Origin of the sequence: Roseburia sp. AF20-18LB, from assembly GCF_003461185.1 — a bacterium.
Taxonomy (GTDB): domain Bacteria; phylum Bacillota; class Clostridia; order Lachnospirales; family Lachnospiraceae; genus Roseburia_C; species Roseburia_C amylophila.
Genome location: NZ_QTWP01000001.1, coordinates 424946 through 449411 on the forward strand (window position 1 = coordinate 424946; position 24466 = coordinate 449411).

Here is a 24466-nt window from a genome sequence, read left to right on the forward strand (position 1 = left end):
TCTACTATTGTTCTACTCTTCTAACTGATAATACTTATCCAGCACTTCAAAAAAACTGTTGGTGGTTATGGTTCCGTCTGTTTTAAGTTCCAGTTCTTCCCAGACTTTTTCATTGAGGCTTGAAGATAAATCTGCCACAAAAGCGTCATATTCGTCATTAAATGCTTCTTTCTCACGCTTTTTAACAATCTTATCCTTATTTGCATCCGTCAGCTCCTGATTGAATTTATTGATGCACTTGATAAAATAATAACCATCCTCTGTCGCAATGCTTTCTGATATTTCATCATCATTTAAGTTAAATGCAATATCCTCTACTTCCTTTGGCATCTCATCTCTTCCAAAGGTAATATCAATCTGGGCAGCCTCATTATAATCTGCTGCTACTGTCCGGAAATCCTCTCCATTTGCCAGTCTGGATGCCACCTCTCCTGCACGGTTCTGATCCTTTACATAAATCTGCTGTGCTTCCATGACCCTTGCTTCATCATCACTGACTTCCTCATTGACACCGGTTGTTAAAGATGTATACACCTTGCTTGCCAGTGCATAATTCTCATAGAGTTTCTCTATGGTTGCCTCACTGACATCCATATAACTTTTTTCCTCTTCATTCAATGACTCATAATATTCTTTTGCAGCCAGCTTCAGATTGATCTTTTCCTCTTTACTTAAAGTAATTTCCTTCTGCTCTGCCAGCTGGTCCATGCAGATTACCCGGGTCATTTCCGATAATGTAACGTCCTTCACATACTGCTCTAAATCATCGGTCTGATACTGCTGTTCCCACAAATCGATTCCATAGACATTTCCATATAGATTCTGGTAGTTACAAAGATATACCTTGGCTTCTGCCAAAGATACCTTTTCATGCTCTATCTTAAAAACTTCATTAGCAGATAAGCCTGTTGTAAATACAATGTCAGTTTTTCCAAGACTGCATCCACCAAGAAATACGGAAATGCTTAAGACCACTGCGGCAATTTTACTCTTTCGTCCCATGAATTTTCTTCCTTTTCTTATTCGAAAACCAATTCTTTGGTATGTTTTTATGCTTCAAGACTCTTTAATATACTTCTTGCCACGCTGATTCCGTTTGCAGATGCCTGCTGTAATCCTCTGGTTACGCTTGCACCATCACCGATGGCACGCAGACCTTTAATGCTGGTTTCAAAATCTTTGCTGACAACAACTTTATTGGAATAGAATTTTACTTCTACACCATAAAGTAATGTTTCATCACTGGCAATACCAGGTGTAACCTTATCCAGTGCCTCTAACATTTCTTCGATATCTACCATAATACGATGTGGAAATACCAGTGATAAATCTCCCGGCACTGCATCCTTTAAGGTTGGAATCAGATTGTTTCTCGCCAGGCGTTCCTCTGTAGTTCTTCTGCCCCGCTTAAAGTCACCAAATGTCTGTACTAAAATTTTGCCATCACAAAGCATATTGGAAAGCTGTGCAATCTGTTTACCATACTCAATCGGAGTCTTAAATGGCTTGGTAAAGTTCTTGGATACCAGCAATGCAAAGTTGGTATTATTTGTTTTCATATCTTTCGACTTGTAAGCATGTCCATTTACAACCGCAAGTCCGTCATCATAATATTCGGTTGCTACTTCCCCGGATGGATTGGTACAGAAAGTACGCACTTTATCGTCAAAGGTTGGTGTATGATAAACCAGTTTTGCTTCATAAAGGTTTGTATTTAAGAAATCCATAACCTCATCACGCACTTCCACACGGACACCGATATCAACCGTACCTACCTTGGTTTCAATCTCTTTTTCCTTACAGATATGTGAGAACCAGTCTGCGCCTTCACGTCCTACTGCAGAAATGATTTCTTTCGCATAATATGTATCTCCCTTTTCTGTTACAACACCGGTTACGGCATTATCTTCTACCAGAATATCTGCTACCATGGTATTAAAGAGAATCTCCACACCAAGGTCTAACAAATGCTTCTGCAGGCGTGCATAAATCTTATATCCTTCTTCTGTTCCAAGATGACGAATCGGACACTCGATTAATTTTAAGTTGGCATTGATTGCTTTTCTGCGAATCTCGCGGATTTCTTTTTCCTTATCCACACCATAAACATTGGTGTCTGCACCGAATTTCAGATAAATATCATCCGATTCTTTAATTAAGGATAATGCTTCTTCATATCCTAAGATTTCCGGCAGATTGCCACCTACATCCGGTGATAATGATAATTTACCATCTGAGAATGCTCCCGCTCCGGCAAATCCGGTTGTAATTGAGCATGGCTGGCATCCTACGCAGACCTTTGTCTTACGTTTCGGACACTGACGTTTCTCAATGCTTCTTCCCTTTTCTATCATGAGAACCTTTAAATCCGGTCTCTTTTCCTTTAATTCATAGGCACAGAAAATTCCGGACGGACCTGCACCGATAATAATTACATCATAGTTATTATTCATATAAAATCCCCTTTCATTTATGCTTCCACAACCAGATATCTGCCATCCGGCAGTGAAAAAACTTCTTCTGCTTCTTCAATTTCATGATTGCTCATTCCGGATACATCCGCACCGCTTTCGTCTAAGAACTGTTTTACTTCTTTGATGCTGTCACAGATAACTGCCATACAGTCCTCTAAAAACGCTTCTGCCTCCTCTAAACTTTCTGCCACATTTTCATCAAATAACTGTGACTGATGTTTTAAAAAGTAATTCAGACATACCTCATCGTATTCCATTTATTCTTTCCTCCTGTTTTATGAAAATTTATATACATCAATACCTAATTGTTTCAATTCCTGATAAATCCGGGCAATCGGCAGACCTACTACATTATTGTAATCACCTTCGATTTTTTCGATAAACGCAGCTGCTTTTCCCTGAATTCCATATGCACCTGCTTTATCCATTGGTTCCCCGGTATCTATATAGCGGTTCAGTTCTTCATCTGTAACCGGATACATGGTAACTTTCGTACATTCATAAAAGCTGTATTGTACCTTCTTTCCATTCTCCCGCATCCAAAGTGACACTCCGGTATAGACTTCATGGGTACTGCCGGAAAGTCCCTTTAACATTGTAAATGCATCCTCCCGGTTCTTCGGTTTACCCAGCACTTTGCCATCCTTTACCACAACGGTATCTGCTCCGATTACCAGACTGTCCTGTTCTCCTACTTTGGCTTCTATCATCTTCTCATAAATCTCTCCCGCTTTCTGCTTCGCCAGATTCATGACAATCTCAGAAGGCGTATCTCCCACCTGCTTTTCTTCTCCCTGTGCCGGAAATACCAGAAAGGTAAGTCCAAGCTGCTCTAAAAGTTCTTTTCTTCGTGGGGAAGCTGATGCTAAAATTATTTTCACGTTTTTTCTCCTTGTGTTCCAGTATATTATAAGTGAGTGGATGAAAAAGTTTACCGGAAAAGGTTTCGTTTGGAGAACATTTGCTTTTTTCATTGAAATACCAGTAGTTCTTAGGCGTATGTTTTCCTTGATGATAAACTGTCTTTCCGTTGCTTGGACTGACACGTCGCACTGTCCGTTGTCTGCGGATACCGCATACGCCTGTAAGGGGCACTAAGAATTTCGGCTAATATATGAACTTCGTCTGGCAACCGGCACAAATTCACATCCGTGTTCATCTGTGCCTCGCTGGTACATCCCTGTACCAGCGTTGCCTGGTTGCAGACGAAATTCTAAGTGCCCCTAACAAGCCTATTCATGTATCCGCAGGCAGCGAACCGTGCAATGTGTCTGTCAAACATTGGAAAGACTGTATTTATAGAAAAAAGGAAAACATATGCCTTAGAACTTCGGTATTTCAATGGGCAAGCAAATGCCTTCAAACAAAAGCCTTTCCTATACAAACTTTTTCTCCTTCATCACTTATGACACCTTATACTTCAATTGCCTGATTCAGCCGGAAGGAATAAAGATACTTCTCCTTCACCGGAAGCGGAAATATCCGTTCTAACGCTTCTGCATATAAATCCAGCTGTTCTTTATACATATCCCGCAGCCTTGTGGCACTATCTACCCGGTCTGTCTTATAATCAAGCAGTACGATTCCATCTTCTTCCACCCAGAAAACATCTATGATTCCCTGGATTAAAACCATCTCTTCTTCCATCTCATGATTTCCCATGACAAACGGCTTCTCGCGGAACAAATCATCCCGCATTGCAGCTGCTTTCATACGGGGTGCAAGCTGCGATTTTAAGAATAATTCCACGGATGGTATACGGATTAATTTTTGCATATCCTCAGATACTTTACCCATTTGTACCAGTCCTGTCAACTGCTTTTTTATATTCTCTGCAAATTCATCGGAACGATCCGGCATTTTCGTAAAATCATAGCATTCCATCAGACGATGCATTGCTGTTCCACGCAGTGCTCCCTGATTTACTTCTGCTTTTCCTTCCATAAATGCCGGGACATATGGGGTAGATACTTCTTCTAAGAATTTCGGTGTAACATCCTCTTCTTCCTTTGCTGCAAGCTCCCTCATTGCCCGGTGTTTTAATTCCGATACAGAATATTTTGTCACCAGATGAATGGCATCCGGGTGCGGATACTGATAGGATAACTGTTCCTTTATCTTTTCATACAGAGTATCCGAAACTTCCTCCGCCTGCTGCACACGCTGGCTCAATGACACATGCTCTGTTATCTGATGCGCCGCCTCGTCCTCTAACATGCTCCATGGTGTCACATAGGAAACCTTGTCCCAGCTGCCACTGGCGGCTGCCGCCGGAAGGATCCACTCCAGGAAGGTCTTTGCTTCTGCCCGCTCCTTAAAATTAAGTTCTTTTCGGTTACTTCCGCAATAAATTTCTCTTATCTGCTGCAGCATTTCTTCATCCTTGATGCAGCCCGTTATAATCAATTTTTCTTTGGCTCTTGTAAATGCCACATATAAGACACGAAGCTCCTCACCGAGACTTTCTAATTCTGTCTGCCTTGCAATTACCTTCTTAAAAAATGCAGGTACTTTTATCCGCCTGTCTTCCTCAATAATATCAAGTCCAACGCCAAGGTTCGGATGCAGAATCATCTTGCTGCGGCTGTCCTGCTTATTAAAGGATTTGCCCATTCCACTGACAAAGCAGACCGGAAATTCCAGTCCCTTACTCTTGTGTATACTCATTATATTTACTGCATCTTCATTTTCACCCACAAGTTCTGCTTCCCCAAAGTCCACATCATACTTCTGCAGCTCATCAATGTATCTTATAAAATGATAAAGTCCGCGATAACTGGTTTTCTCATAGGCAATAGCTTTCTCTGACAGCATATGAAGATTTGCAAGTCTCTGTCTGCCCGCCGGCAATGCCGATGCATATCTGGCATATCCCGTTTCCTTCAATACCTTTTGCAGCAGTTCGTGCATTGGTATATCCATGGTCTGTCTACGAAGTTTTTTATATGTTTCGGAAAAACGTTTTAATTTTGCCCGCATGTCTTCATCCGCTGTTGATTCTTTTTCTGTCAGTTCTTCTTCCGCTTCCAAAAACATCTTTACACACTGATGATACGGCTTGTCCTCTGCCAGTAACCGGAGTCTTGCAAGCTGCTCATCGGAAAGACCTGCCATTGGGGATTTTAATACTGCTGCCAGTGGAATATCCTGTCTTGGATTATCTAATATCCTAAGATAATTTAATACCGTCCTGATTTCTAATGTGGAAAAATATCCGGTTCTTGAAACCGTATGTGCCGGAATTCCATTGGCATTTAAAACCTCTGCAAAAAGGTCCGCCCATTCACTTAAACTACGCAGTAAAATTACAATATCGCCATAGCGGACTTTCCGGAATTCTCCGGTTTCTTCGTCTACCACCTCTTCTTTGCCTACCATCTTCCGAATCCGGTCTGCAATTAATTTTGCTTCCAGTTCCTGTTTTGAAATCTGCTGTTTTGTTCCCTCTTCCAGTTCCTGTGTAGTTGTAAGAAGAATCTCACTGTCAAAAGCGTCTGCTTTCCCGCCCGCCGGATAATCTGCACCACAATACAATGCCGCCTCATCGGTATAATCCACACCGCCAAGATTCCGTTTCATAATCTGATAGAAAATATCATTGGTAAAAGTAAGCACGCTGTCTCTGCTTCGGAAGTTCTTATGCAGATCAATCCGCTGGCAGGGTGCATCTGTTGTCTCATAAGTATCAAACTTTTCCATGAAAAGCTCCGGTCTCGCCAGACGAAAACGGTAAATACTCTGTTTTACATCTCCTACCATAAAAAGATTATTCTGTCCGACCACTTCTCTTGAAATTGCCCGGAGAATCGTCTCCTGCACATAGTTGCTGTCCTGATACTCATCAATCATAATTTCTTCATAGGCATTTTGAAATTCCTTTGCAGTCTCCGTTGGTTTCCCGGTCTCTTCCTCTACCAATATCTCTAATGCAAAATGCTCAAGGTCTGAGAAATCCACCAGATTTTTATCCTGCTTTCTTTCTGTGAAAGCATCGATAAAACGCTCTGTCACTTCAGCTAACGCTTCTGCTGATGGCTGTACCAGAGCGAGCTGCTCTAAGATTTCCTGAAAAGTAAGGGCAAAGCAGTCACTTTTTAACTTTCCGATTCCATCCTTAAGTTTTTTACGTTCTGCCTTTACCTGCTCCTGCTTTTCCGGACTTCCGATATAATCCTTTGTCCTGCCTAATGTTGCAAATTTACATTTTCCTAATTCTTCATAAAAATCCTGATAAGTACTGCAGGAAAGCAATTCCTCCATCAGCTCTACATCCTGCTCACAGGCTTCCTCATACATATAGGGGCCATCGACATCCTGACAAAGTTCATGATAATGCTCTGCCTGCTCTAAATAGCCCTTTACCATCTGCTTCCCATATTCTACCGTCATTTCAATAAAAGGCGCCTGCTCTAATTCCTGCTCTGTTTTTATCTCATAACAGCTTAACGCTTCCCGAAGCCACTGCTTCGGCCATGGATAACTCTGTGCATAGGAATAAAGTTTAAAAATCATATCCCGCACCGGTGCATCACTTCTGCTGGTTCCATAACAGGAAATGAGATGCAAAAAACCCGGATGTTTTTCTTCATAACACTGTTCAAACAATCCGGTCATTACATCTTCCCGAAGAAGCTTTAACTCGCCTTCATCTCCAATCCTGAAATTCGGCTCCAGACCGATTTCATGAAAATGATTCCGAAGCACATAAAGGCAGAAACTGTCTATGGTAGTAATCTGCGCATTCTGCACCAGTGCAGCCTGCTGCTGTAATCTCACATCGGAAGGATTCTCCTGCAATGCCTTTTCCAAGGCTTTTGCTACACGCTCTTTCATCTGGGCTGCCGCCGCATTGGTAAAAGTTACCACCAGAAGATGGTCAATGTCTACCGGATGCTTCTTATCCAATACCAGCTCTTTGATTCTCTCTACCAGTACGGCTGTCTTTCCGGAACCTGCTGCCGCAGACACTAAGATATTACGGTTTCTTAAATCAATGACCTGCTGCTGTTCTTTTGTCCATGTCATTCCCATTTTTTAAAAAACCTCCTTCATGCGTTCATAGATTTCCTCGGAAGATAATTCTTCCAACCGCCTTACTTCATATCCCGGAATCTTTTTATCAAATCCACAGACCGCAGCATATGGACAATAATCACAGCTGCTCCGGTTCTTTAAAAGATACGGATTCACCTCTGTATTTCCCTTTAAAATAGCATTTCCAGCTTCTGCAATCCGATAGCTGGCATAATCCGCAATCAGCCTAAATTCTTCCTTGTCCACAGCCTTATCGCTCTTTCGCACCGTTCCGTCCTTATTTACAGAAATCGGAAGGACATTGGATTTACCGGAAAGTTCCACATCCATGGCACGGTAAATATCATCCTCTGTATTTACCACTCCATCCAGACGTAAATTTTCCAATATCTTTCTTCGAATCTCTTCTTCAGATTCACTACCGGTTCCTTCCACCATCGGATCATCAATATGATAGTAGAACATACCTGCCGGCACTACCTCTTTTGCCGGATTTTGCTTTGCAAATAATTCCATTGCTGCATTCATATAAACCACAAGCTGAAGCTTCAGTCCATGATACAAAGATAGCAGTTCAAAACCGGTATTACCGGATTTATAATCAATAATCTTTACATATAACTTATCTTTGTCTTCATAAGTATCAATACGGTCAATTCTTCCCTGGAGCCGCATATGCTCTTCTTCACTGAGTTTAAAATTCACTGCATTTAAATCATCCGTATAGGAAAATCCCACCTCAAACTGCGATGGTTCAAATTTTCCCTGACGGATCTGGCTGGTCAGTGCCCAGATGGTCCGTGCAAAAATCTTTTTCATCTTTGCTACCTGATAACGGTTTGCCGCTGTATCTGCCATGGCTGCATTTCCACTGGAAGCAATTGCTTCTTCCATCGCCCGCTCCATAAGCTGTTTTTGTGCTTCTTCTGTAATATCAAACCAGCTATAGGATGATTCTTTCAGATACCGGCTATAATTTTCCAATGCCTGATGATAGATATTTCCCATATCCGTCATACGGAATTCAAAGAGTTCCCGTTCCTGTAAACGAAGTCCATAAGTCAGGAAATGGGCACAGGCACAGGCTGCATACTGTTCCAGCCGCGTAACACTGTTCTTTAACTCATTTCCATAAAGAGCCTTTGCCACAGCTCGGCTGATTGGCTCTGCATGATATTTAAGCTCTGCTGCATCAAGAATAGCTTTTACCTGCTCCTGATATGCCGGTTCCTCTTCATACCAGTGCAGCAAAGCCTGCCAGAGTACTTCCTTCTCATCATTCCACCCGGCATCTTCCTGATACAGTCCCTCTAACAGAAATGCCATGCTGCTCTCCGGTGTTACCAGTGTTTCATCAACCTGTTCTCCCGTTATCAGCTCTGCTTTTAACCCCGGGAACAGTCCCTCTATCATATGAATAAAATAGGACGGGCGCTTTGCACTTCCATCACTGCCTACCCTTGCATAGGTAAGATAAAGTTTTTTCGATGGCTTTGTCACTGCAAGATAAAGGTAAAAACGCTGGATAAAAACACGTTCCCTTGCTGTAGGAGCCAGTTCCATATGATTTTTCGCAAGTTCTTCTCTTTCCAGCTGGGAAATAATGCCGCCACGATTATCGGATTTTGGCACAATACCATCATTGACTCCCACAATAAACAATACTTTTATATCATCAAGACGGGTTCTTTCAATATCACCAATCATCACGCAGTCATAGCCACCCGGAATCACGCCTACTTTGGCAGCTTCAAAGCCAGCCTCTAAGACCTTGGCATATTCGGATATGTCCATGACTTCATCACCCAGAAGCGTTGCCATCTTATCCAAAATATCCATTACAATGCGATAAATCTGTGCATATTCCTTTGCCTTGGCTAAGTCCTTCGCCTCTTTATACTGATTCTCCCGGTATTTTAACTGCTGCTCTATCTGTAAGGACACAATAAACTGATAGAGTGCTGTCGTGCATTCCCGTACGGTAGCACCTTTTTTATGAAATACAGCCGTCAATTCCGAAAATGGCTCCATTACACGGATCCGGAGTTCATTTAAAGCTTCTAAATCTTCTTCCGCAACCTCATGGGTGGTATAAATAAATCTTGCCTCCCATTTTTTCTTTCCACGGATGCCTGCTGCCAGTACATAATTTTCCAGCAGGTCAATCTCATCCTCACTGATTTGTGATAATCCGCAGCGCAAATAACGGAACATTGCTTCCTCTGAAAAATTGTCCTCGATTACCTGCAAAAGAGACCGGACAAATTCCAAAAATGGATGCAGTAAAATATTTTTCGTTGTATCTAAGAAAAACGGAATGCCAAACTCCTCCATAATCTGCGGCACATAGCTTCCATACTCTTCTATGGCACCGGAAATAATGGCAAAATCCCGGTAGCGATATGCTCCGGTATGCACCAGCCTTGCAATCTCTTCTGCTGCATACTGCAGTTCTCTTCTTGGATTTGGCAGGGATAAAATCTCTATGCCTTCTTTGATTTCTTTCTCATCCTTCTTTTCGTAGCTATGATGTCTGGTACGGAACAGATTCTGCTCTAAGAACCGTAGTACCGGTGCCTCCCGGAACCGGTCAGCTTTGGGATTCTTTAATACCACCGGCTCTGTTACTTCAAAATGCTTCTCTTCTGCCATTTTCATTAGGCTGGCTACAGTCTTCTTACTCATGGCAAACAGCTCCTGCATATCATGATAGGAATAAATATCCTCTGCCGGGTCAATGGTTACTGTCACATATATATCTGATACAATTCCCATCAGGCGGTATAGCACGTTATTCTGAATCGGTGTAAATCCGGTAAATCCATCGAAAACCAGCACGGCATCCTGTAAAAGCTTTGATTCTTCTGCCATATCACAGAAGGCTTCTAAAACTTCTTCAGCAGTAATATACATCCCGGAAATTGCACTTCGAAAGCCCCGGTACATGGTCAGGATATCCTGCAGTTTATAGGAAAATGCCGGTGGCATATTCTGCTCTTCAATAAATGTTTCCAAAGTATCCGGATCGATATTATACTGTGTCAGCTCTGATATCAGGGACTTCACTTCACTGATATATCCCATCTTTTTCATATTTCCCTGCATGACGCATAAATCATCCATCCGCTCTTCGGCAACCTTACGCAATACAAGGTTTTTCCCGGTCTCCTCTAAAACTGCCATATTCGTCTTTCCTAATTCATCGAAAATACGATATGCCAGTCGCTGGAAGCTGACCACATCTATATTCATAATACTGTTTTTTTCCTGTAACCGAACAAGTTCACGCTGCGTCTGCATCGTGAACTGTTCCGGTACTACTACATAATAATTTTTCTTTAAATTCTTCTGAGCTTCTTTGACTGTTTTGCGGAATACATAGCCTGACTTTCCGCTTCCAGCACTGCCCAGTACAAATTGCAGTGCCATATCAGATTCCTCCTACTGATTCTCCTACCAAAAGTTCTCCATTGATAATCACACGCTCCACCAGCGTTGTCTTAGGCTGCTCGATTCTCTGTACCAGACGTTTTACGGCCTCTTCCCCAATCTTTCTGGTATTCTGCCGTATAGTCGTAATCTTTGGACTCATCATCTGGGATACTTTTGTTCCATCAAAACCTGCAATAGAAATATCATCCGGTACTTTTAGTCCCATTTCATCAATTACATTAATCCCACCAATTAATGCTGTATCATCCGGGTAGAGAATACAGGTCGGCGGGTCAGGCAGATTTAAAAGTTCCCTGGTTGCCTTTGCCACAAGCCTGGTATCTAAATATTCTCCTTCCTTTAAGTAGTCATCCGGAACATTCAGATTAAAGCTCTCCATTGTCTGGAAAAAGCTGGTCAGACGATCTCTGGTAACAGCCGAATGTTTTTCCCCATAAATGTATGCAATTTTCCGGTGTCCCTTGGAATAAATATAGCGTACCAGTTCATTCATCCCTTTTACATTATTAGAAGAAACAACCGTGCAGTTGTGATATACATAATCTACAGTAACAATCGGAATATTACTCTGCAAAAGTTCCTGTACCTCCGGTTCCTCAAACCTGGCACACACAATTCCAACTCCGTCAAAGTTCCGGTATTTGCAGTGTTCAAGATATGACATCTTATGATTCACATGCTCATTATTAATAAAAGTGATATCATAGCCTAATTCTTCCGCCTTTTCTTTAAATCCATTTAAGATGCCAGAGAAATATTCATGGGTAAGCCCTCTTCCGGCCTCCTCTTTAAAAAGTACTCCTAAGTTATAAGAACGGTTCGTCTTTAATGCCCTTGCTGCCGCATTCGGAAAATATCCCATCTCCTGTGCTGCTTCTTTAATCCGTATCTTAGTCTTCTCCCCTATATCACTATGTCCATTCAACGCTTTACTTACTGTTGCCGTTGAGACACCGCAACGCTTCGCCACGTCCTTTAATGAAACCATTTCTTTCCTCCTTTTTATCCCCGTATCCACCCATCTGCAGATACTATATTTCAATTCCGACTGCCTCTTTTGCCAGCCGGTCTGCTTCTTCATTTCCTTCTACCCCTGAATGCCCTTTTACTTTTACAAAATGAAGCGTAATTTTATCCTTTATGCTCTGAATATAGTCATAATAGGCAATGGTTCCTTTCTTATTCCGTTTCCATGCTCCTGTTGCCCACATTTCAATGCCCATATAGTCATAATATATCGTAAGCTCTGCCAGTCCAAGCTCCACCGCCTTCTCAATGGCAGCCATACTTCCTAATACTTCTCCTGCCACATTATGCATGGATGCCATTTCTTCTTCCGAGCCTGAGCCTTGCAGCACTTCTCTTTTCCCATCTGCCATCAGAAAGCCGCCGTATCCGTATACCTTAGTTGCAATATTATAAGAGCCATCCACAAAGGCATAATTTTCCGGCTCTTTTTCTACTGTCTGCTGCTTCTGACCGATATATTCTTCTGCTGCTTCCTTCGTCGGAAAGCTTTTAAACTCTGCTCCCGGAAAACCATCGGTCTGCTGCTTACATATATCCCAGCTCATATAAATACCAGGTTTCTTTCCTTTTCGGACTGCATAAAACTTTGCTGCCATTCTTCTTCCTCTTACTATCTTTTATTTCTGTGAATTTTCTTCTTTTCTTAACTTACATCATTAGTTCTATTTTACCATTTTTCCCTTCGAATGGCTAGGACAAGCTTAGGATTCGTAACGATATTTTCCAAAGAAATGATTGTATACTGCAATTACTCTTCCCACTCCAAGTACTGACAATAGTGTACCGGCTCCAATCCCGATAATTTCTCCCTTTATAATAAGTCCAGCGATACAGGTTATCGTAACGTTACACACATCAAAGCAGTTTTTGGTAAACCCTACCGACTTTCCGGTAAAGTCTGCAATTGCCTGTACAATTCCATCTCCCGGATTTGGTATGATACGCATATTTAAAGACATTGCGGCTCCTACACCTGTCAATATGATTGCCAGTATCAAAAGCATCAAACGTGCCGGAACGCTGCCCCAGAAAGTACCTGCACAGTCTTTGGCATATTCAGGAACGAATCTTGCAAAAAGGTTCATAAACCGGGTAAATACAATACTAAGTGGTATCTGCAGAATATCCAAAAACAGGCGTTTTACATATTCTCCTTTTTTGCGCCGGATGGTATGTAATATCATTTCTATCAATACAAAAATGCTATATAAAATCAGCGTCATATTGCCCAAATTCATTCCACTGATTACCGATACACTGTATGCCACCGAAATAATCGGAGATACGCCAAGTCCCGTCTTGGTATTTAATATAATTCCCATGGCAAGTAACAGTAATCCTGCCACATATACGATTCCTCTGTTTATTTTCTTTTGCAACTTCTCTTCCTCTTTTCTTTTATCATAAAATAGTTCTTACTCTGCACTTTCAGAAAACAAATCCCGGTAATCCTCCGGCATAAAGCGATGATAGATGATATGGCAGCCTTCGTCCTTAAAGCAATAATAATAGGAATCCTCTCCGCTTTCAAAATAAATGAGATAGTCAAAATCCTCTGTCTCAATCTCTTCAAAATGAATCTTTTCACCTGTCTCCAAAAACAGCCGGTAAATTGCTTCTATTGTACAGGAATGGCTCTGCAGCAGTGTAACCAGCTTTTTGATAAATGCATTTTCTTCCATATGCTCACGCACATATTCTGCGCCTTCTTCCGGTACTACAAAGCAAAAGCGGTCCTTGTTTCTGCTAATTTCTACTCTGCCAAGCCGTATTCCTGCTGCTTCATAAAATGCTTTTTCCAATTCTTCCGTTGATTTTCCGCTCACTTCTTCTCCCAGAAAATGCTTTAATGAACTCAAAGGATAATATAACCGGATTTTTTCTTTCCGGTATCCAAGTTTTACCTGCTCCTCCTGTATGAAATCCATAATTCCTTTTTCTAATCTGCTATAATCCATTGTATGCTCCTTTAGACGTGGAAAAACAGAACCACCTTTCGACGATTCTGTTTCGTTTTCTTTTATTATCTGTTGGATTTACCTATTCTATTTATCTTCTAATCCACATTCACATAATCATAATCTCGGTCCAGTTCAATCGCCACACTTCCATCATTAATTGTTCCATCAAATGTATGTGCCTCATCTGTTCCAAGACCGTTTACGATTCCATTTTCATATTCTTCTGCACTGCGTTGTGTCTGTAATACAAAAAGCAGTCCTTTATATTCTGCCGGTGCCGTTACGGTATAAGTTTCTTTGATTTCATAATATGTAACCATCGGATACTCGCTGCCGTCTTCCACCGACCAGTCACCAAACGTTGTCTCTGTATCTTCTGTGGCTGCCACCTGATATGTTGTGCCGGCACAAGCCACTTCTGCCATCATAGCCATGGAACTGTCTGTTGCAGCTACATGCTGCGGCAGCACCATTCCGGTAGTTGCATCCACGAGGCTGATGTCTTCATATTCGATATAAGCTTCTGCATCCGTCTGTATGCCATTCCACGGAATCTTTGCAGATAAAGTAACCGTATAAACTGTATTTCCTTCTTCGTCTGCCTCAGTACGATTCCAGCTTATCTCATACTCCGCCTGATTTAAATGATTGGTAAAATCAGATGCCTGCACAAAGGTCTCACCATCCATGGTTCCTGCCATATTGTATACATTGACATTTTTTATCACAGCGGTATTCTCTTCGGTTTCCATTTTGTGCTGATACATACCGGATGAAACATACCAGGTATCTTCCTTAAGATTTCCCTGTGCCTCTGTCTCCGTCTCTGTGGCATGGAGCCCTTCCACTGCTTCTGTTTCTGTATTTCCTGCTGCTTCCTTGTCTGTATCTTTCTCCTTTGGTCCGCATCCATCCAGCATTCCTAATACGACAATGCAAATCAAAGCTGCCGCCCATATTTTCTTCTTCATTTCCTGCTCCTTCACTCTATCCATAACACAATATATTCATTCTTATCCCCGCATGCGATTGGTTGCACACGGACTTTACGATTATACCGTAGATGAAGGGGAAGTGCAAGGAGTTAATAGAAAGATAATTGTGGTATATACTCTGTAGTTATATTTAGCAAAAAACAGCCACCAATCGTTAGATTTGAAACCTAACTTTTGGTGGTGGCACACAATAACCTCTCCTGTATTACTTTTATATTATTCTTTATAAATTATTCCAATATATTCCCATAATAATTTTGGGCTAACTTAAAAATCGTATTGAGATGATTCTTTCCCTTCATAACTACCATTTGGGATTGTTTTCTTAAATGCAACTCCAATCGGCAAAATCCCCCTTATTATTCCCTGCCGAATAAACTGCTGGTCTTTTCCCATTAGTTTAGCAACTTCTATAATAGGAACATTCTTACCTGAAAACTCTGGAAGAATATAATAGATTTTATTATTAAACTTATTAGTTTGCTCCTGTGTTTCCTGTTCCATATGTGCTCACCTCATCTATATATTCTACTTCTTCAAATAGTATTTCCAATTGAATTTCTCCCTTTTTACAAAAGTGTGTCTGATGCATACTAACTCATTTTTATTCGCTTTCCCACACTTTTATTCATTTTCTATTCATTTCTTACTAATGGGTATTCTTTTTTACTCTAAGTTGTCGTGCAATTTATTAAATTTGAATTTTGAAAAAGCCAGCACCTTGAATGGACTGGCTCTTTCAATGTCTCCTGTAATTGACAAACTTGAATTTATCGCTTCTTATAGGTAATTACGATTCCAATAACAGAAGCAATGAAAGCAAATGGCGCTAATCTCACAAAGACAAATTCAAATCCATGTAATATTGTTCCTGCAACTGCAAATTCCGGGTTATTATAATCCCACCCTAGATAAGAACTTTTCATAATCGCAAGAGCAATAAAAACAAGCACTATAAACGCACATAGCGAGATAAATATCCAACGGATCGTTTTTACTTTGACCATGTTTCTCTTTGCCAACTGTAAATTAATTACCTCTAATTTTTCAGAGATTGCTTTTAGGTCATCTGTCATTGACTCCATTACAGTTTCTCCAAGCAATACACTTACAGAAGTATCCAATTCATCTGCTAATGTAATCAGCATATCCGAATCTGGAACTGATAAACCTGCTCGTGTCAACCCTAGACCAAAAAAAATTTAATTTTTTTGTACCCTCAAATATCACTTTCCATTATACCTGCTATTGCAGTATATTGAAAGCAATATTTATGCCTGCATAAGAAAGGAGTGCCACATTTTCTCGGCACTCCACACTCTTTAAACATCCATCTTACCTGAAAAATGGATCATCTGTATTCCATACAATCTCTATATTGTCCTCTCCATTGATAATCACTTTTTTGATTACCTTCTGGATTTTCTCTCTGTCAAAAGATTCCATATTGATGATACTTTCTAACTGTGTCTCAAACTTACTGGAAGAATTATCTTCTGGCGGTATTTCTGTTTTAAGCTGTTCAATTTCCTGATGCAATTCATCAATCTTCTCCATGGTAAAAAGAGTCTTCTCTTGGTAGTACACCAAATAAATCACTTATATCCTCTTCTGTCAATCCCATCTCTTCCAACTGTACTACTATGCTTTCCATCCCATCAAATAGAACTCCCAACTGTTGCTCAGTTATTGTGGACGAACCTGAAGCCATTGCGGTATAACTTTGAGAAAGTACCAGACTGACCGCAAGCACAATTGAACACATAAATTTTACAATCTTTGTTTTTGCCATACTTTTATCCTCCCATGTTTTGATTCAGTTTTTCTTGATTCCAATAAAAACTTAATTTTACTAGCAAGCCTTTTCTTTCCACATCTATAGTTGCATAAAGTTCATCACCTCCATAAACATAAAGCTCATCATCAACCGATTTCCATACAACATTTATATCACTTAAATTGTAATCTCTAAATATAAATACATTTTCTTCCACAATTTGTTTTGATATTATTTCTATGTCTTCTGTATTTTTTACATAATACTCTAGTATAAAATCACCATTATGCTTATAGTCATCTTCCGCATAAATAACATTACCCTCAAAATAATTTTTTTTGCCCAAATACAATTCTAAGGAGTTCATTCCATAATCAAATGTATGATCCACCCCTGATGCCGAACCCATCATTGTACACAATATTCCAAAAAATACCACCCAAAATCCATAGATAAAATAAAATTTTTTCTTTTTGCATTTTTTATCTCTATATCTGCCAAAGCACATTACATGCGTTATCTGATGTGCGAAGAAGAACGTTAAAAATAATGATAGCGCTAAATAGTAAACTTTCAAATTGTTCTCACCTCTCATCATGCATAATATATTCATTTAGTTATTCATATATTTCTCTGTATAAAAACCATAATAATTATTATACAAAAAAATTTAATTCTAATGTTGAAAAATATTGTTTACTTTTTTTGCTTCTATTTGTAAATGACAAAATAATTTTGTACACAATAATATAAACTAAAATCAATATATAGTATCGTGAATCACGAACTGTTCCAATAGCAATAAAAAATATAGTAGTCAATATAATTAGTATTGAAAAAACAGTAAAAATAATTTTTTTCATAAATATCTCCTATCGAAATTGTAACCCTTAATTGCATAAAAACGTTATACAACAATTAATGTGTTCATTCTACTTATTCTTTAAATTTAGTTGTACGCTTTACTTACCTAAAATATCAACGAATTTAACATCATTTTCATTTACATAGACACAGTATAACATAATTCCTGTGCCTATGCGATATCATTTAATGCTTATTCCGATATGAACTCATCTTCTCCACAGTTACCTCCGCATAAAAGTAAGTAAGAATCGTTGCCTTCGGAACTCCTGCAGCAAGTGCTTTCTTCACCTCTTCCTTCTGCTCCGGTGTATATGACCAGTGTAGCATTCTGTTTGTGATGGTATCCTCCCACTTAGGCTTTTCCCTCTCAGGATTCCTTACAGGCTTAGCTCCAGTACTTCCATTAGACGCATTGGCACTTTCTGCAGCATCAGACTTCTGCGATTCATCGACATACTCAAGCTCATTTGCTTGCTCCCTGTCAATCTTTGCCTTCTGCTCTGCTTCATCCTGCATTGAGAATCTTCTGCTTAATTCCGCATCACCAAGCATCATAAACTGCTCATAGGTAAGAGAATCTATATACACATTCTCGCCCTTATCCTTCAGTTTTTCATAATACTTAACTGCCTTATCTGACAGAATCTCAAATGGTGGACCGATAAGATTATCTGCTCCCATTATCTGATGAACATAAGGCTCTCCCTTGCCATCTGCTGTCTGGTTAAACATCGGATGATTGAATGGTATGAACTTATTGTCCATGATAGGAACAAAACCACGGATAAAGATAATACACTTTTTGTTATCCAGCTTTCTGACCTCATCGGGTGTAAACAGTTCTCTTCCTAATACATCATAGTTTCTTGAAGAGCTTCCCTGTCTGCCCTTTGTCTCCCCGCTTGACTTCTTATCAATCGTCCCTTTGCACAAAAGCTCCGAGACATACTTGTGTGTACTCTGCTCATTGCCTCCAAGATAAATGAAAGTATCGCAGTTGCCGGGAATTGTCTCCCAGGTATCTTTGAAAAGTGCCTTTAACTGGGCAAAGTTCTGAATGATGATGCGTGACTTATACAAATGCTGTCGCATTTAAGGTTATGCCGGATACGGCATTATGTTCGTAACAATGGGACTTTTTTACAGCCCCTCTGCACTATGTTAAATATTACAATTTCAATCCAAAGAAGTTATGATTATATCATTTTCAACATCTGTATGCAGTATCTTATTCCGAATAGTTCTGGCTGCTTCAAGCACCTTCGATATCAGTAGTACAAGTTCCGTAATCGCCATATTAAGTATCAATGCTAATCGTTGTGGTTTGTTTCCATACAGTTCAATCGACCTTTTTATCGGTTCTGTGATATGTTCCCTTTTTTTCTGTAAAATCTCATCCATAGGAACATCACTTATGATTGCTCTGTCAACCTCCCGATTCCAGTCCATCCGCAGTTTATTATCCTGCTCAATCTGTTCAGTTTTGGGATTATTTTTTCCAATCTTCTTGGTAGCAAGATATGGACCATTACGATCAAATACTGTAGTTCTTCATTGGTGAGTGCCATGGCATGAACCTCCTTGCATAAACAAAATTCATACCCTTAAATGCACCCTATGAATATAAAAAGGCTTCCCAGATTATCTGGAAAGCCTTATGGTATTGTATTTGAATTTGGAATACTTGATTTTCTAATTGCATACGCAATTCGTGAAATGTATAATTATACTGTTGATACATCAGACACACAAATGTAAATAGGGACTTGAATTTTATTTATACGGAACTAACAGACCTGTCATTTTTATTAGTTGCAATATCTTCCATTACTAAATTTTACTTTGCAGTATTTCTATTATACTAAATTTAATTTGTAGGATGAATACAACACATTTTTTATAATTTACTTTGATAATTCTCTAACTGATGAAAAATACCAACTACATTTACAACATCCGCTCTCACATCAAAAACGATAATATAATTCATCTGTGACACAACTGCCTCACGATATCCTCTTTTAGCAAGATATGCATCTCTGCACTCTGCGAACTGAAATGGATTAACCTCTAGCCTGTCACAGATAGTATCTATACTATCCAACAGATGCTTTGCTGCCTGTTCATTCCTTAAGCAATAAATTAAATGATACACAAGATTATCAAGCAGTTCATTCGCATGTTCAGTAACATTTATTTTATATGCCATACTTCGCCCTCATTTCTCTAAGCGCAGTTCTGGCATCCTTTACCTGTCCTTCCTCTATTTGCTTTTCAGATATTTCAATATCTCTGTACATAGCAATCTGTCTCATGGTTGACTCATAAGTCTCCATGCTCATAATTACCATATCTCCATATCCATTTTTCGTAATATAAATTGGTTCCTCTGCTTTATGACACATATCAGATATCTCTGATGTATTCTTCAAATCTTTAATTGGAATTATTTGTGGCATAATGTACACCTCCTATTCATGGTCTAATTATACCATAATTATGTCTTTTTTCAATTTAATTATCACGTAAAGTGAAATTTTTAATTTTTAATTTCTATGTCCCTATTTACATTTGTGTGTCTGATGTATCAACAGTATAATTATACATTTCACGAATTACGTATGCAATTAGAAAATCAAGTAGTCCAAATTCCATAAAATGAAATTTTAGGGCAAATTACAGACATTGGCTTGGCTGTAGTATTTTTTAACAACGTGTGTTAGACTACTGTTATACAAATCGGAGTTTGGAGGTACACGATGATAATAAAAATTGTTACAATTTCACTGATGGCAGTGTTCTACATCTGCTATTTTGCAAAGCTGATTAGTCAGAAAAAGCAAGGCATAAAGACAGATCAATTAGGAAAAGGAAAAGAGGGATTTGTCAAATTTATAGAAGTGGCTCTTAAAATAATCACATATTTGCTTCCTGTAATACAGATTATCAGTATTGTGTTTTATTCGGGAACAGCACATATTGTGTTGCAATTTACAGGAGTTGTAATAACAATGTTCGGTGTACTTGCTTTTATTGTTTCTGTTACACAGATGAAGGAGAATTGGAGAGCAGGTGTGCAAAAAGAAGAAAGGACCATTTTGGTAACAGCGGGCATCTATTCTATTAGCAGAAATCCTGCATTTTTGGGTTTTGATTTAATGTATATAGGAATATTGTTTTCGTTCTTTAATTGGTTCCTTTGCTTTGCCACAGGTTTTGCAGTGGTATTTTTTCATTTGCAGATAGTCAATGTAGAGGAAGATTTTTTGATAGAAGCATTCGGAAATGAGTACCTGCAATACAAATCAAAAGTATGCCGATATTTAGGAAGAAAAAGATAACTTGAAGTTCCTGGGGCTAAAGCCAATATAAATAATACTAGACAGATTTGTCCAATAGCGTAAATACGGCATTTTCTCGCTTTGTGTCGTGTTATGTTTAGTAGAATAATATTACTCTGTCAATGAAAGGAGGAAACAGTATGGATCAGAAAAAGATTGGACGTTTCTTAAAAGAACTTAGGAAAGAAAAGAATATTACACAGGAACAGCTTGCTGAAAAGATAAAAGTTTCAGGCCGAACGGTTTCTAGATGGGAAACAGGTTCTAATATGCCTGATATTAGTTTGTTGGCTGAATTGGCTGATTTTTATGATGTTAGTATACCTGAAATCATTGGTGGAGAAAGGAAAAGCGAGAATATGAATGAAGAAATAAAAGAAACAGTATTGAAATTATCTGATTATACAGAGACAATTAATCAAAAAATTAAAGGAAAGTTATTTGTACTTACGGTTATTGCAATAATAGGAATGATTGCGTTTGTGATTATTGAATTTACAGGACTAGATACACCTGGAAGTGTCTATGAAAGAGTAGCAAGTGCAGGTCTTGGGTTAGATTGTGGTATGTTAATAGTCCTTGCAATGTATCTTTCTGGACTTTTAGGAAAGATTAAGGCAAGACGAAAAATGAAACGATAGTACAACTGTAAATAAAAAGTCTGATAGACCGTAAAATTCTAGTTTGACGGAGTAATAGATATGAAAATCCGAGAAGTGAATGAGAATAAAAAGCAATTTATAGCATTATTGTTATTAGCTGATGAGCAGGAAAATATGATTGATCACTATCTTGAAAAAGGTACTATGTATGTACTTGAAGATGGTAATGTAAAAGCTGAATGTGTCGTTACTGATGAAGATAATGGAATACTTGAAATTAAAAATATTGCAGTTGATCCTCAGAATCAAGGACAGGGCTATGGGAAAGCATTGATTGACTTCCTTGTAAGTAAATATTCAGATGAATATTCTATTTTGCAGGTTGGAACAGGTGACAGCCCGTTGACCGTACCGTTTTATGAAAAATGCGGATTTGTCCGATCTCACAATATTCCGAATTTCTTTACGGACAATTATGACCACCCAATTTATGAGTGTGGTGTACAGTTAATAGATATGGTATATTTGCAAAGATGTTTATAACTTCCAGTTTGTCAATTACAGGTGACATTGAAAGAGTCAGCCCATTCAAGATGCTGGCTCTTTCAAAAATTCCATTCTAATAAATTGCACGACAACTTAAAGTAAAAATGAATACCCATTAGTAAGAAGTGAATAGAAAAATGAATAAAAGAGTGGTGTTTCGTATAATTATGAGTTAGTATGCATCAGACACACTTTTGTAAAAAGGGAGATTTCTATTTACTCTTCCATTCTTGTTTTTCTTATAGACTCTAATACTTGACTCTCCAAAGTATCCTAATACCCACAACAAAGAATGTACCTTGGCACATTCTCGCACCTGCGGCGGTCGCTTGCGACATCTACCTTATACGCCGCAGTGCGCATCCTCGCGAAGCGTTTTTTACGTTACAGGAAAGCAATTTCCTGTAAAGCAAGAAAAAAGCAATCCTTTGACCTAACCAAAAGACCGCTTTTCTTGATTCTTACTAATTCATATTAATTCTCATTCATCTTCGCCAATTTTGCTGCCTGGTCTGCTGCAATCAGAGCATCTAAGATTTCCTGGATGTCACCATTCATGATTTTATCCAGTTTATAAAGGGTAAGATTGATTCTGTGGTCGGTTACACGTCCCTGTGGGAAGTTATAAGTACGAATCTTCTCCGAACGGTCACCAGTACCAATCTGGCTTCTTCTGGCTTCTGCTTCTGCATCATGCGCCTTCTGGCATTCTATGTCGTATAATTTAGCACGCAAAAGGGCAAATGCTTTCTCTTTATTCTGAAGCTGTGATTTCTCTGTCTGGCTGTAGATTACAATTCCGGTTGGATAATGAGTCAGACGAACCGCAGAGTCTGTAGTATTGACACACTGTCCACCGTTTCCGGATGCACGCATAACGTCGATTCGGATATCCTTTTCATCAATCTGGACATCAACTTCTTCTGCCTCCGGCATTACTGCTACTGTAATGGTAGACGTATGGATACGTCCGCCGGACTCTGTCTCAGGTACACGCTGTACACGATGTACACCAGATTCATATTTCATAACAGAGTAAGCGCCCTGTCCAGTAATCATGAAAGTAACACTCTTCATTCCACCGATTCCGATTTCTTCGCATTCCATCGTCTCAACTTTCCAGCGTCTGCTCTCTGCATAATGGACATACATACGGTAAATCTCAGCTGCAAACAAAGCTGCCTCATCTCCGCCGGCACCGGCACGGATTTCCACAATGACATTCTTATCATCATTCGGATCCTTTGGAAGAAGAAGAATTTTCAGTTTCTGCTCTAATTCTTCTACTCTTGCCTTGGAATCATTTAATTCCTCTTTGGCAAGTTCTTTCATCTCTTCATCTGTCTCTTCGTCCAGCATTGCAAGAGAATCTTCAATATTCTGCTTGCACTGTTTATATTCTTTATAAGCTTCCACGATAGGTGTCAGATCACTCTGCTCCTTCATCAGCTTACGAAAACGTTCCGGATTATTTGCCACATCCGGTTCACTTAACTCACTCATCAACTCTTCATAACGAATCAATAAATCCTCTAAACGATCAAACATTTTAATTTCCTTTCCCTTTTACCACACGGTCATTTTGTGCAAGGTCTTTGATTACTTCAACTTCTGTAAATCCAGAGTTACGCATCAGCTCAGAGACTGCTTCTCCCTGGTCATAACCAATTTCCATGTAAACATATCCGCCAGGATTCAAATAATCCTTTACCTGTCCGGCAATCTTCCGATAAAAATCAAGACCATCCGCTCCGCCATCCAATGCGTTTTCCGGCTCAAAATCCCGCACCTCCGGCATCAGTGACAGAATCTCTCCTGTCGGTATATAAGGCGGATTCGCCATGATTACATCAAAAGTCTCGGTAATATTATCAAATAAATCACTGCGTATCCAGTCCGCATCCACTTCATGCATCTTTGCATTTTCTTTCGCTACCAGCAATGCAGTTTTCGAAATATCACTTCCAACACCGGTAAGTTCCGGTGCATTTTTCAACACACTGATTAATACACAACCAGACCCTGTACAAAGGTCTAATACTTTCATCCCCGGCTTTACAATCTTCAATACCTGCTCCACTAAAGTCTCGGTATCCTGCCGCGGTATCAGAACATTGGAATTTACTTTGAATCGAAGCCCCATAAATTCCTGTTCTCCAATAATATATTGTAACGGAATATGTTCAGCTCGTTTCTGTACTGCAATCTCATATTCTTTCTGAGCATCCTGTGTAATATCTTCTTCCCCGTGAACGTAGTAGTAACTGCGTTCAATCCTGCATACCATCTGTAAAAGATACCATGCATCCAGTGCGGCATCCGGCACTCCTGCATCTGTAAGACACTTTGTACCAAATTCCACTGCCTCTCTATAAGTCATATATTAC

General features: G+C 39.5%; 24 protein-coding genes and 1 pseudogene. 3 read left to right on the forward strand and 22 right to left on the reverse strand.

Annotated elements, in window-relative coordinates; genetic code table 11:
- Positions 1-12: 12 nt before the first annotated feature.
- From DWX65_RS02065 to DWX65_RS02165, 20 genes and pseudogenes are all read right to left on the reverse strand, one after another.
- Positions 13-1002, reverse strand: coding sequence for a peptidylprolyl isomerase (locus DWX65_RS02065; protein WP_118172682.1), 990 nt, complete (start codon positions 1000-1002; stop codon positions 13-15).
- Between the two features lie 47 nt (positions 1003-1049).
- A complete protein-coding gene (locus DWX65_RS02070; RefSeq protein ID WP_118172683.1) occupies positions 1050-2453 on the reverse strand; it encodes an NAD(P)/FAD-dependent oxidoreductase in 1404 nt (467 codons plus the stop codon).
- Between the two features lie 17 nt (positions 2454-2470).
- Entirely contained in the window at positions 2471-2731 is a 261-nt protein-coding gene (locus tag DWX65_RS02075) for a glyoxalase (RefSeq protein ID WP_117947628.1), read from the reverse strand.
- Between the two features lie 18 nt (positions 2732-2749).
- The gene (locus DWX65_RS02080; RefSeq protein ID WP_242986262.1) at positions 2750-3355 is read right to left on the reverse strand and encodes a Maf family protein; all 606 of its coding nucleotides are present in this window, start codon (positions 3353-3355) and stop codon (positions 2750-2752) included.
- Between the two features lie 532 nt (positions 3356-3887).
- Positions 3888-7505: a helicase-exonuclease AddAB subunit AddA gene (gene addA / locus DWX65_RS02085; RefSeq protein WP_118172685.1), complete on the reverse strand. Its 3618-nt coding sequence runs from the start codon at positions 7503-7505 to the stop codon at positions 3888-3890.
- Positions 7506-7508: 3 nt separating this feature from the next.
- Positions 7509-10937, reverse strand: a complete 3429-nt coding sequence (addB, locus tag DWX65_RS02090; protein ID WP_118172686.1) for a helicase-exonuclease AddAB subunit AddB — start codon at positions 10935-10937, stop codon at positions 7509-7511.
- Position 10938: 1 nt separating this feature from the next.
- Positions 10939-11949, reverse strand: a complete 1011-nt coding sequence (locus DWX65_RS02095; protein ID WP_118172687.1) for a LacI family DNA-binding transcriptional regulator — start codon at positions 11947-11949, stop codon at positions 10939-10941.
- Positions 11950-11992: 43 nt separating this feature from the next.
- A complete protein-coding gene (locus DWX65_RS02100) occupies positions 11993-12586 on the reverse strand; it encodes a ribonuclease H1 domain-containing protein (RefSeq protein ID WP_118172688.1) in 594 nt (197 codons plus the stop codon).
- Positions 12587-12691: 105 nt separating this feature from the next.
- Positions 12692-13369: a DUF6198 family protein gene (locus DWX65_RS02105; protein WP_255415045.1), complete on the reverse strand. Its 678-nt coding sequence runs from the start codon at positions 13367-13369 to the stop codon at positions 12692-12694.
- 36 nt (positions 13370-13405) lie between these two features.
- Positions 13406-13948 carry a DUF3877 family protein gene (locus tag DWX65_RS02110; RefSeq protein ID WP_118087359.1) on the reverse strand — a complete coding sequence of 181 codons (543 nt, stop codon included), beginning with the start codon at positions 13946-13948 and terminating at the stop codon, positions 13406-13408.
- A 98-nt stretch (positions 13949-14046) separates the two neighbouring features.
- On the reverse strand, positions 14047-14946 hold the full coding sequence (locus DWX65_RS02115) for a hypothetical protein (protein WP_147339117.1): 900 nt from the start codon (positions 14944-14946) through the stop codon (positions 14047-14049).
- A 267-nt stretch (positions 14947-15213) separates the two neighbouring features.
- Complete coding sequence (locus DWX65_RS02120; protein WP_117699318.1) at positions 15214-15450, reverse strand: hypothetical protein; 237 nt, start codon at positions 15448-15450, stop codon at positions 15214-15216.
- A 266-nt stretch (positions 15451-15716) separates the two neighbouring features.
- Positions 15717-16094, reverse strand: a complete 378-nt coding sequence (locus tag DWX65_RS02125) for a transcriptional regulator (protein ID WP_117699319.1) — start codon at positions 16092-16094, stop codon at positions 15717-15719.
- Between the two features lie 187 nt (positions 16095-16281).
- A complete protein-coding gene (locus DWX65_RS02130; RefSeq protein WP_242986320.1) occupies positions 16282-16503 on the reverse strand; it encodes a hypothetical protein in 222 nt (73 codons plus the stop codon).
- Positions 16490-16738 carry a hypothetical protein gene (locus tag DWX65_RS02135; protein ID WP_117840915.1) on the reverse strand — a complete coding sequence of 83 codons (249 nt, stop codon included), beginning with the start codon at positions 16736-16738 and terminating at the stop codon, positions 16490-16492. The genes DWX65_RS02130 and DWX65_RS02135 overlap by 14 nt, the downstream gene beginning before the upstream one ends.
- Before the next feature lie 4 nt (positions 16739-16742).
- Entirely contained in the window at positions 16743-17321 is a 579-nt protein-coding gene (locus DWX65_RS02140) for a hypothetical protein (protein WP_242997783.1), read from the reverse strand.
- Between the two features lie 452 nt (positions 17322-17773).
- A pseudogene (locus DWX65_RS02150) lies at positions 17774-18661 on the reverse strand (type IV secretory system conjugative DNA transfer family protein); the annotation flags it as partial.
- A 105-nt stretch (positions 18662-18766) separates the two neighbouring features.
- On the reverse strand, positions 18767-19039 hold the full coding sequence (locus DWX65_RS02155; protein ID WP_242986327.1) for a hypothetical protein: 273 nt from the start codon (positions 19037-19039) through the stop codon (positions 18767-18769).
- Positions 19040-19487: 448 nt separating this feature from the next.
- On the reverse strand, positions 19488-19799 hold the full coding sequence (locus DWX65_RS02160; RefSeq protein ID WP_117699360.1) for a type II toxin-antitoxin system RelE/ParE family toxin: 312 nt from the start codon (positions 19797-19799) through the stop codon (positions 19488-19490).
- Entirely contained in the window at positions 19789-20049 is a 261-nt protein-coding gene (locus DWX65_RS02165; protein ID WP_117699361.1) for a type II toxin-antitoxin system Phd/YefM family antitoxin, read from the reverse strand. The genes DWX65_RS02160 and DWX65_RS02165 overlap by 11 nt, the downstream gene beginning before the upstream one ends.
- A gap of 300 nt (positions 20050-20349) precedes the next feature.
- Between DWX65_RS02165 and DWX65_RS02170 the strand changes: the two genes are divergently transcribed.
- The 3 genes from DWX65_RS02170 (at position 20350) to DWX65_RS02180 (ending at position 22076) form a co-directional block, all read left to right on the forward strand.
- The gene (locus DWX65_RS02170; RefSeq protein WP_117840908.1) at positions 20350-20931 is read left to right on the forward strand and encodes a methyltransferase family protein; all 582 of its coding nucleotides are present in this window, start codon (positions 20350-20352) and stop codon (positions 20929-20931) included.
- A 140-nt stretch (positions 20932-21071) separates the two neighbouring features.
- Positions 21072-21572, forward strand: a complete 501-nt coding sequence (locus DWX65_RS02175; RefSeq protein ID WP_197420879.1) for a helix-turn-helix domain-containing protein — start codon at positions 21072-21074, stop codon at positions 21570-21572.
- Between the two features lie 60 nt (positions 21573-21632).
- Complete coding sequence (locus tag DWX65_RS02180; RefSeq protein ID WP_117840906.1) at positions 21633-22076, forward strand: GNAT family N-acetyltransferase; 444 nt, start codon at positions 21633-21635, stop codon at positions 22074-22076.
- 477 nt (positions 22077-22553) lie between these two features.
- Here the strand turns inward: DWX65_RS02180 and prfA are convergent, their stop codons facing one another.
- On the reverse strand, positions 22554-23627 hold the full coding sequence (gene prfA / locus DWX65_RS02185; protein WP_022243126.1) for a peptide chain release factor 1: 1074 nt from the start codon (positions 23625-23627) through the stop codon (positions 22554-22556).
- A gap of 1 nt (position 23628) precedes the next feature.
- The gene (prmC, locus tag DWX65_RS02190; RefSeq protein ID WP_118172689.1) at positions 23629-24459 is read right to left on the reverse strand and encodes a peptide chain release factor N(5)-glutamine methyltransferase; all 831 of its coding nucleotides are present in this window, start codon (positions 24457-24459) and stop codon (positions 23629-23631) included.
- Positions 24460-24466: the final 7 nt, after the last annotated feature.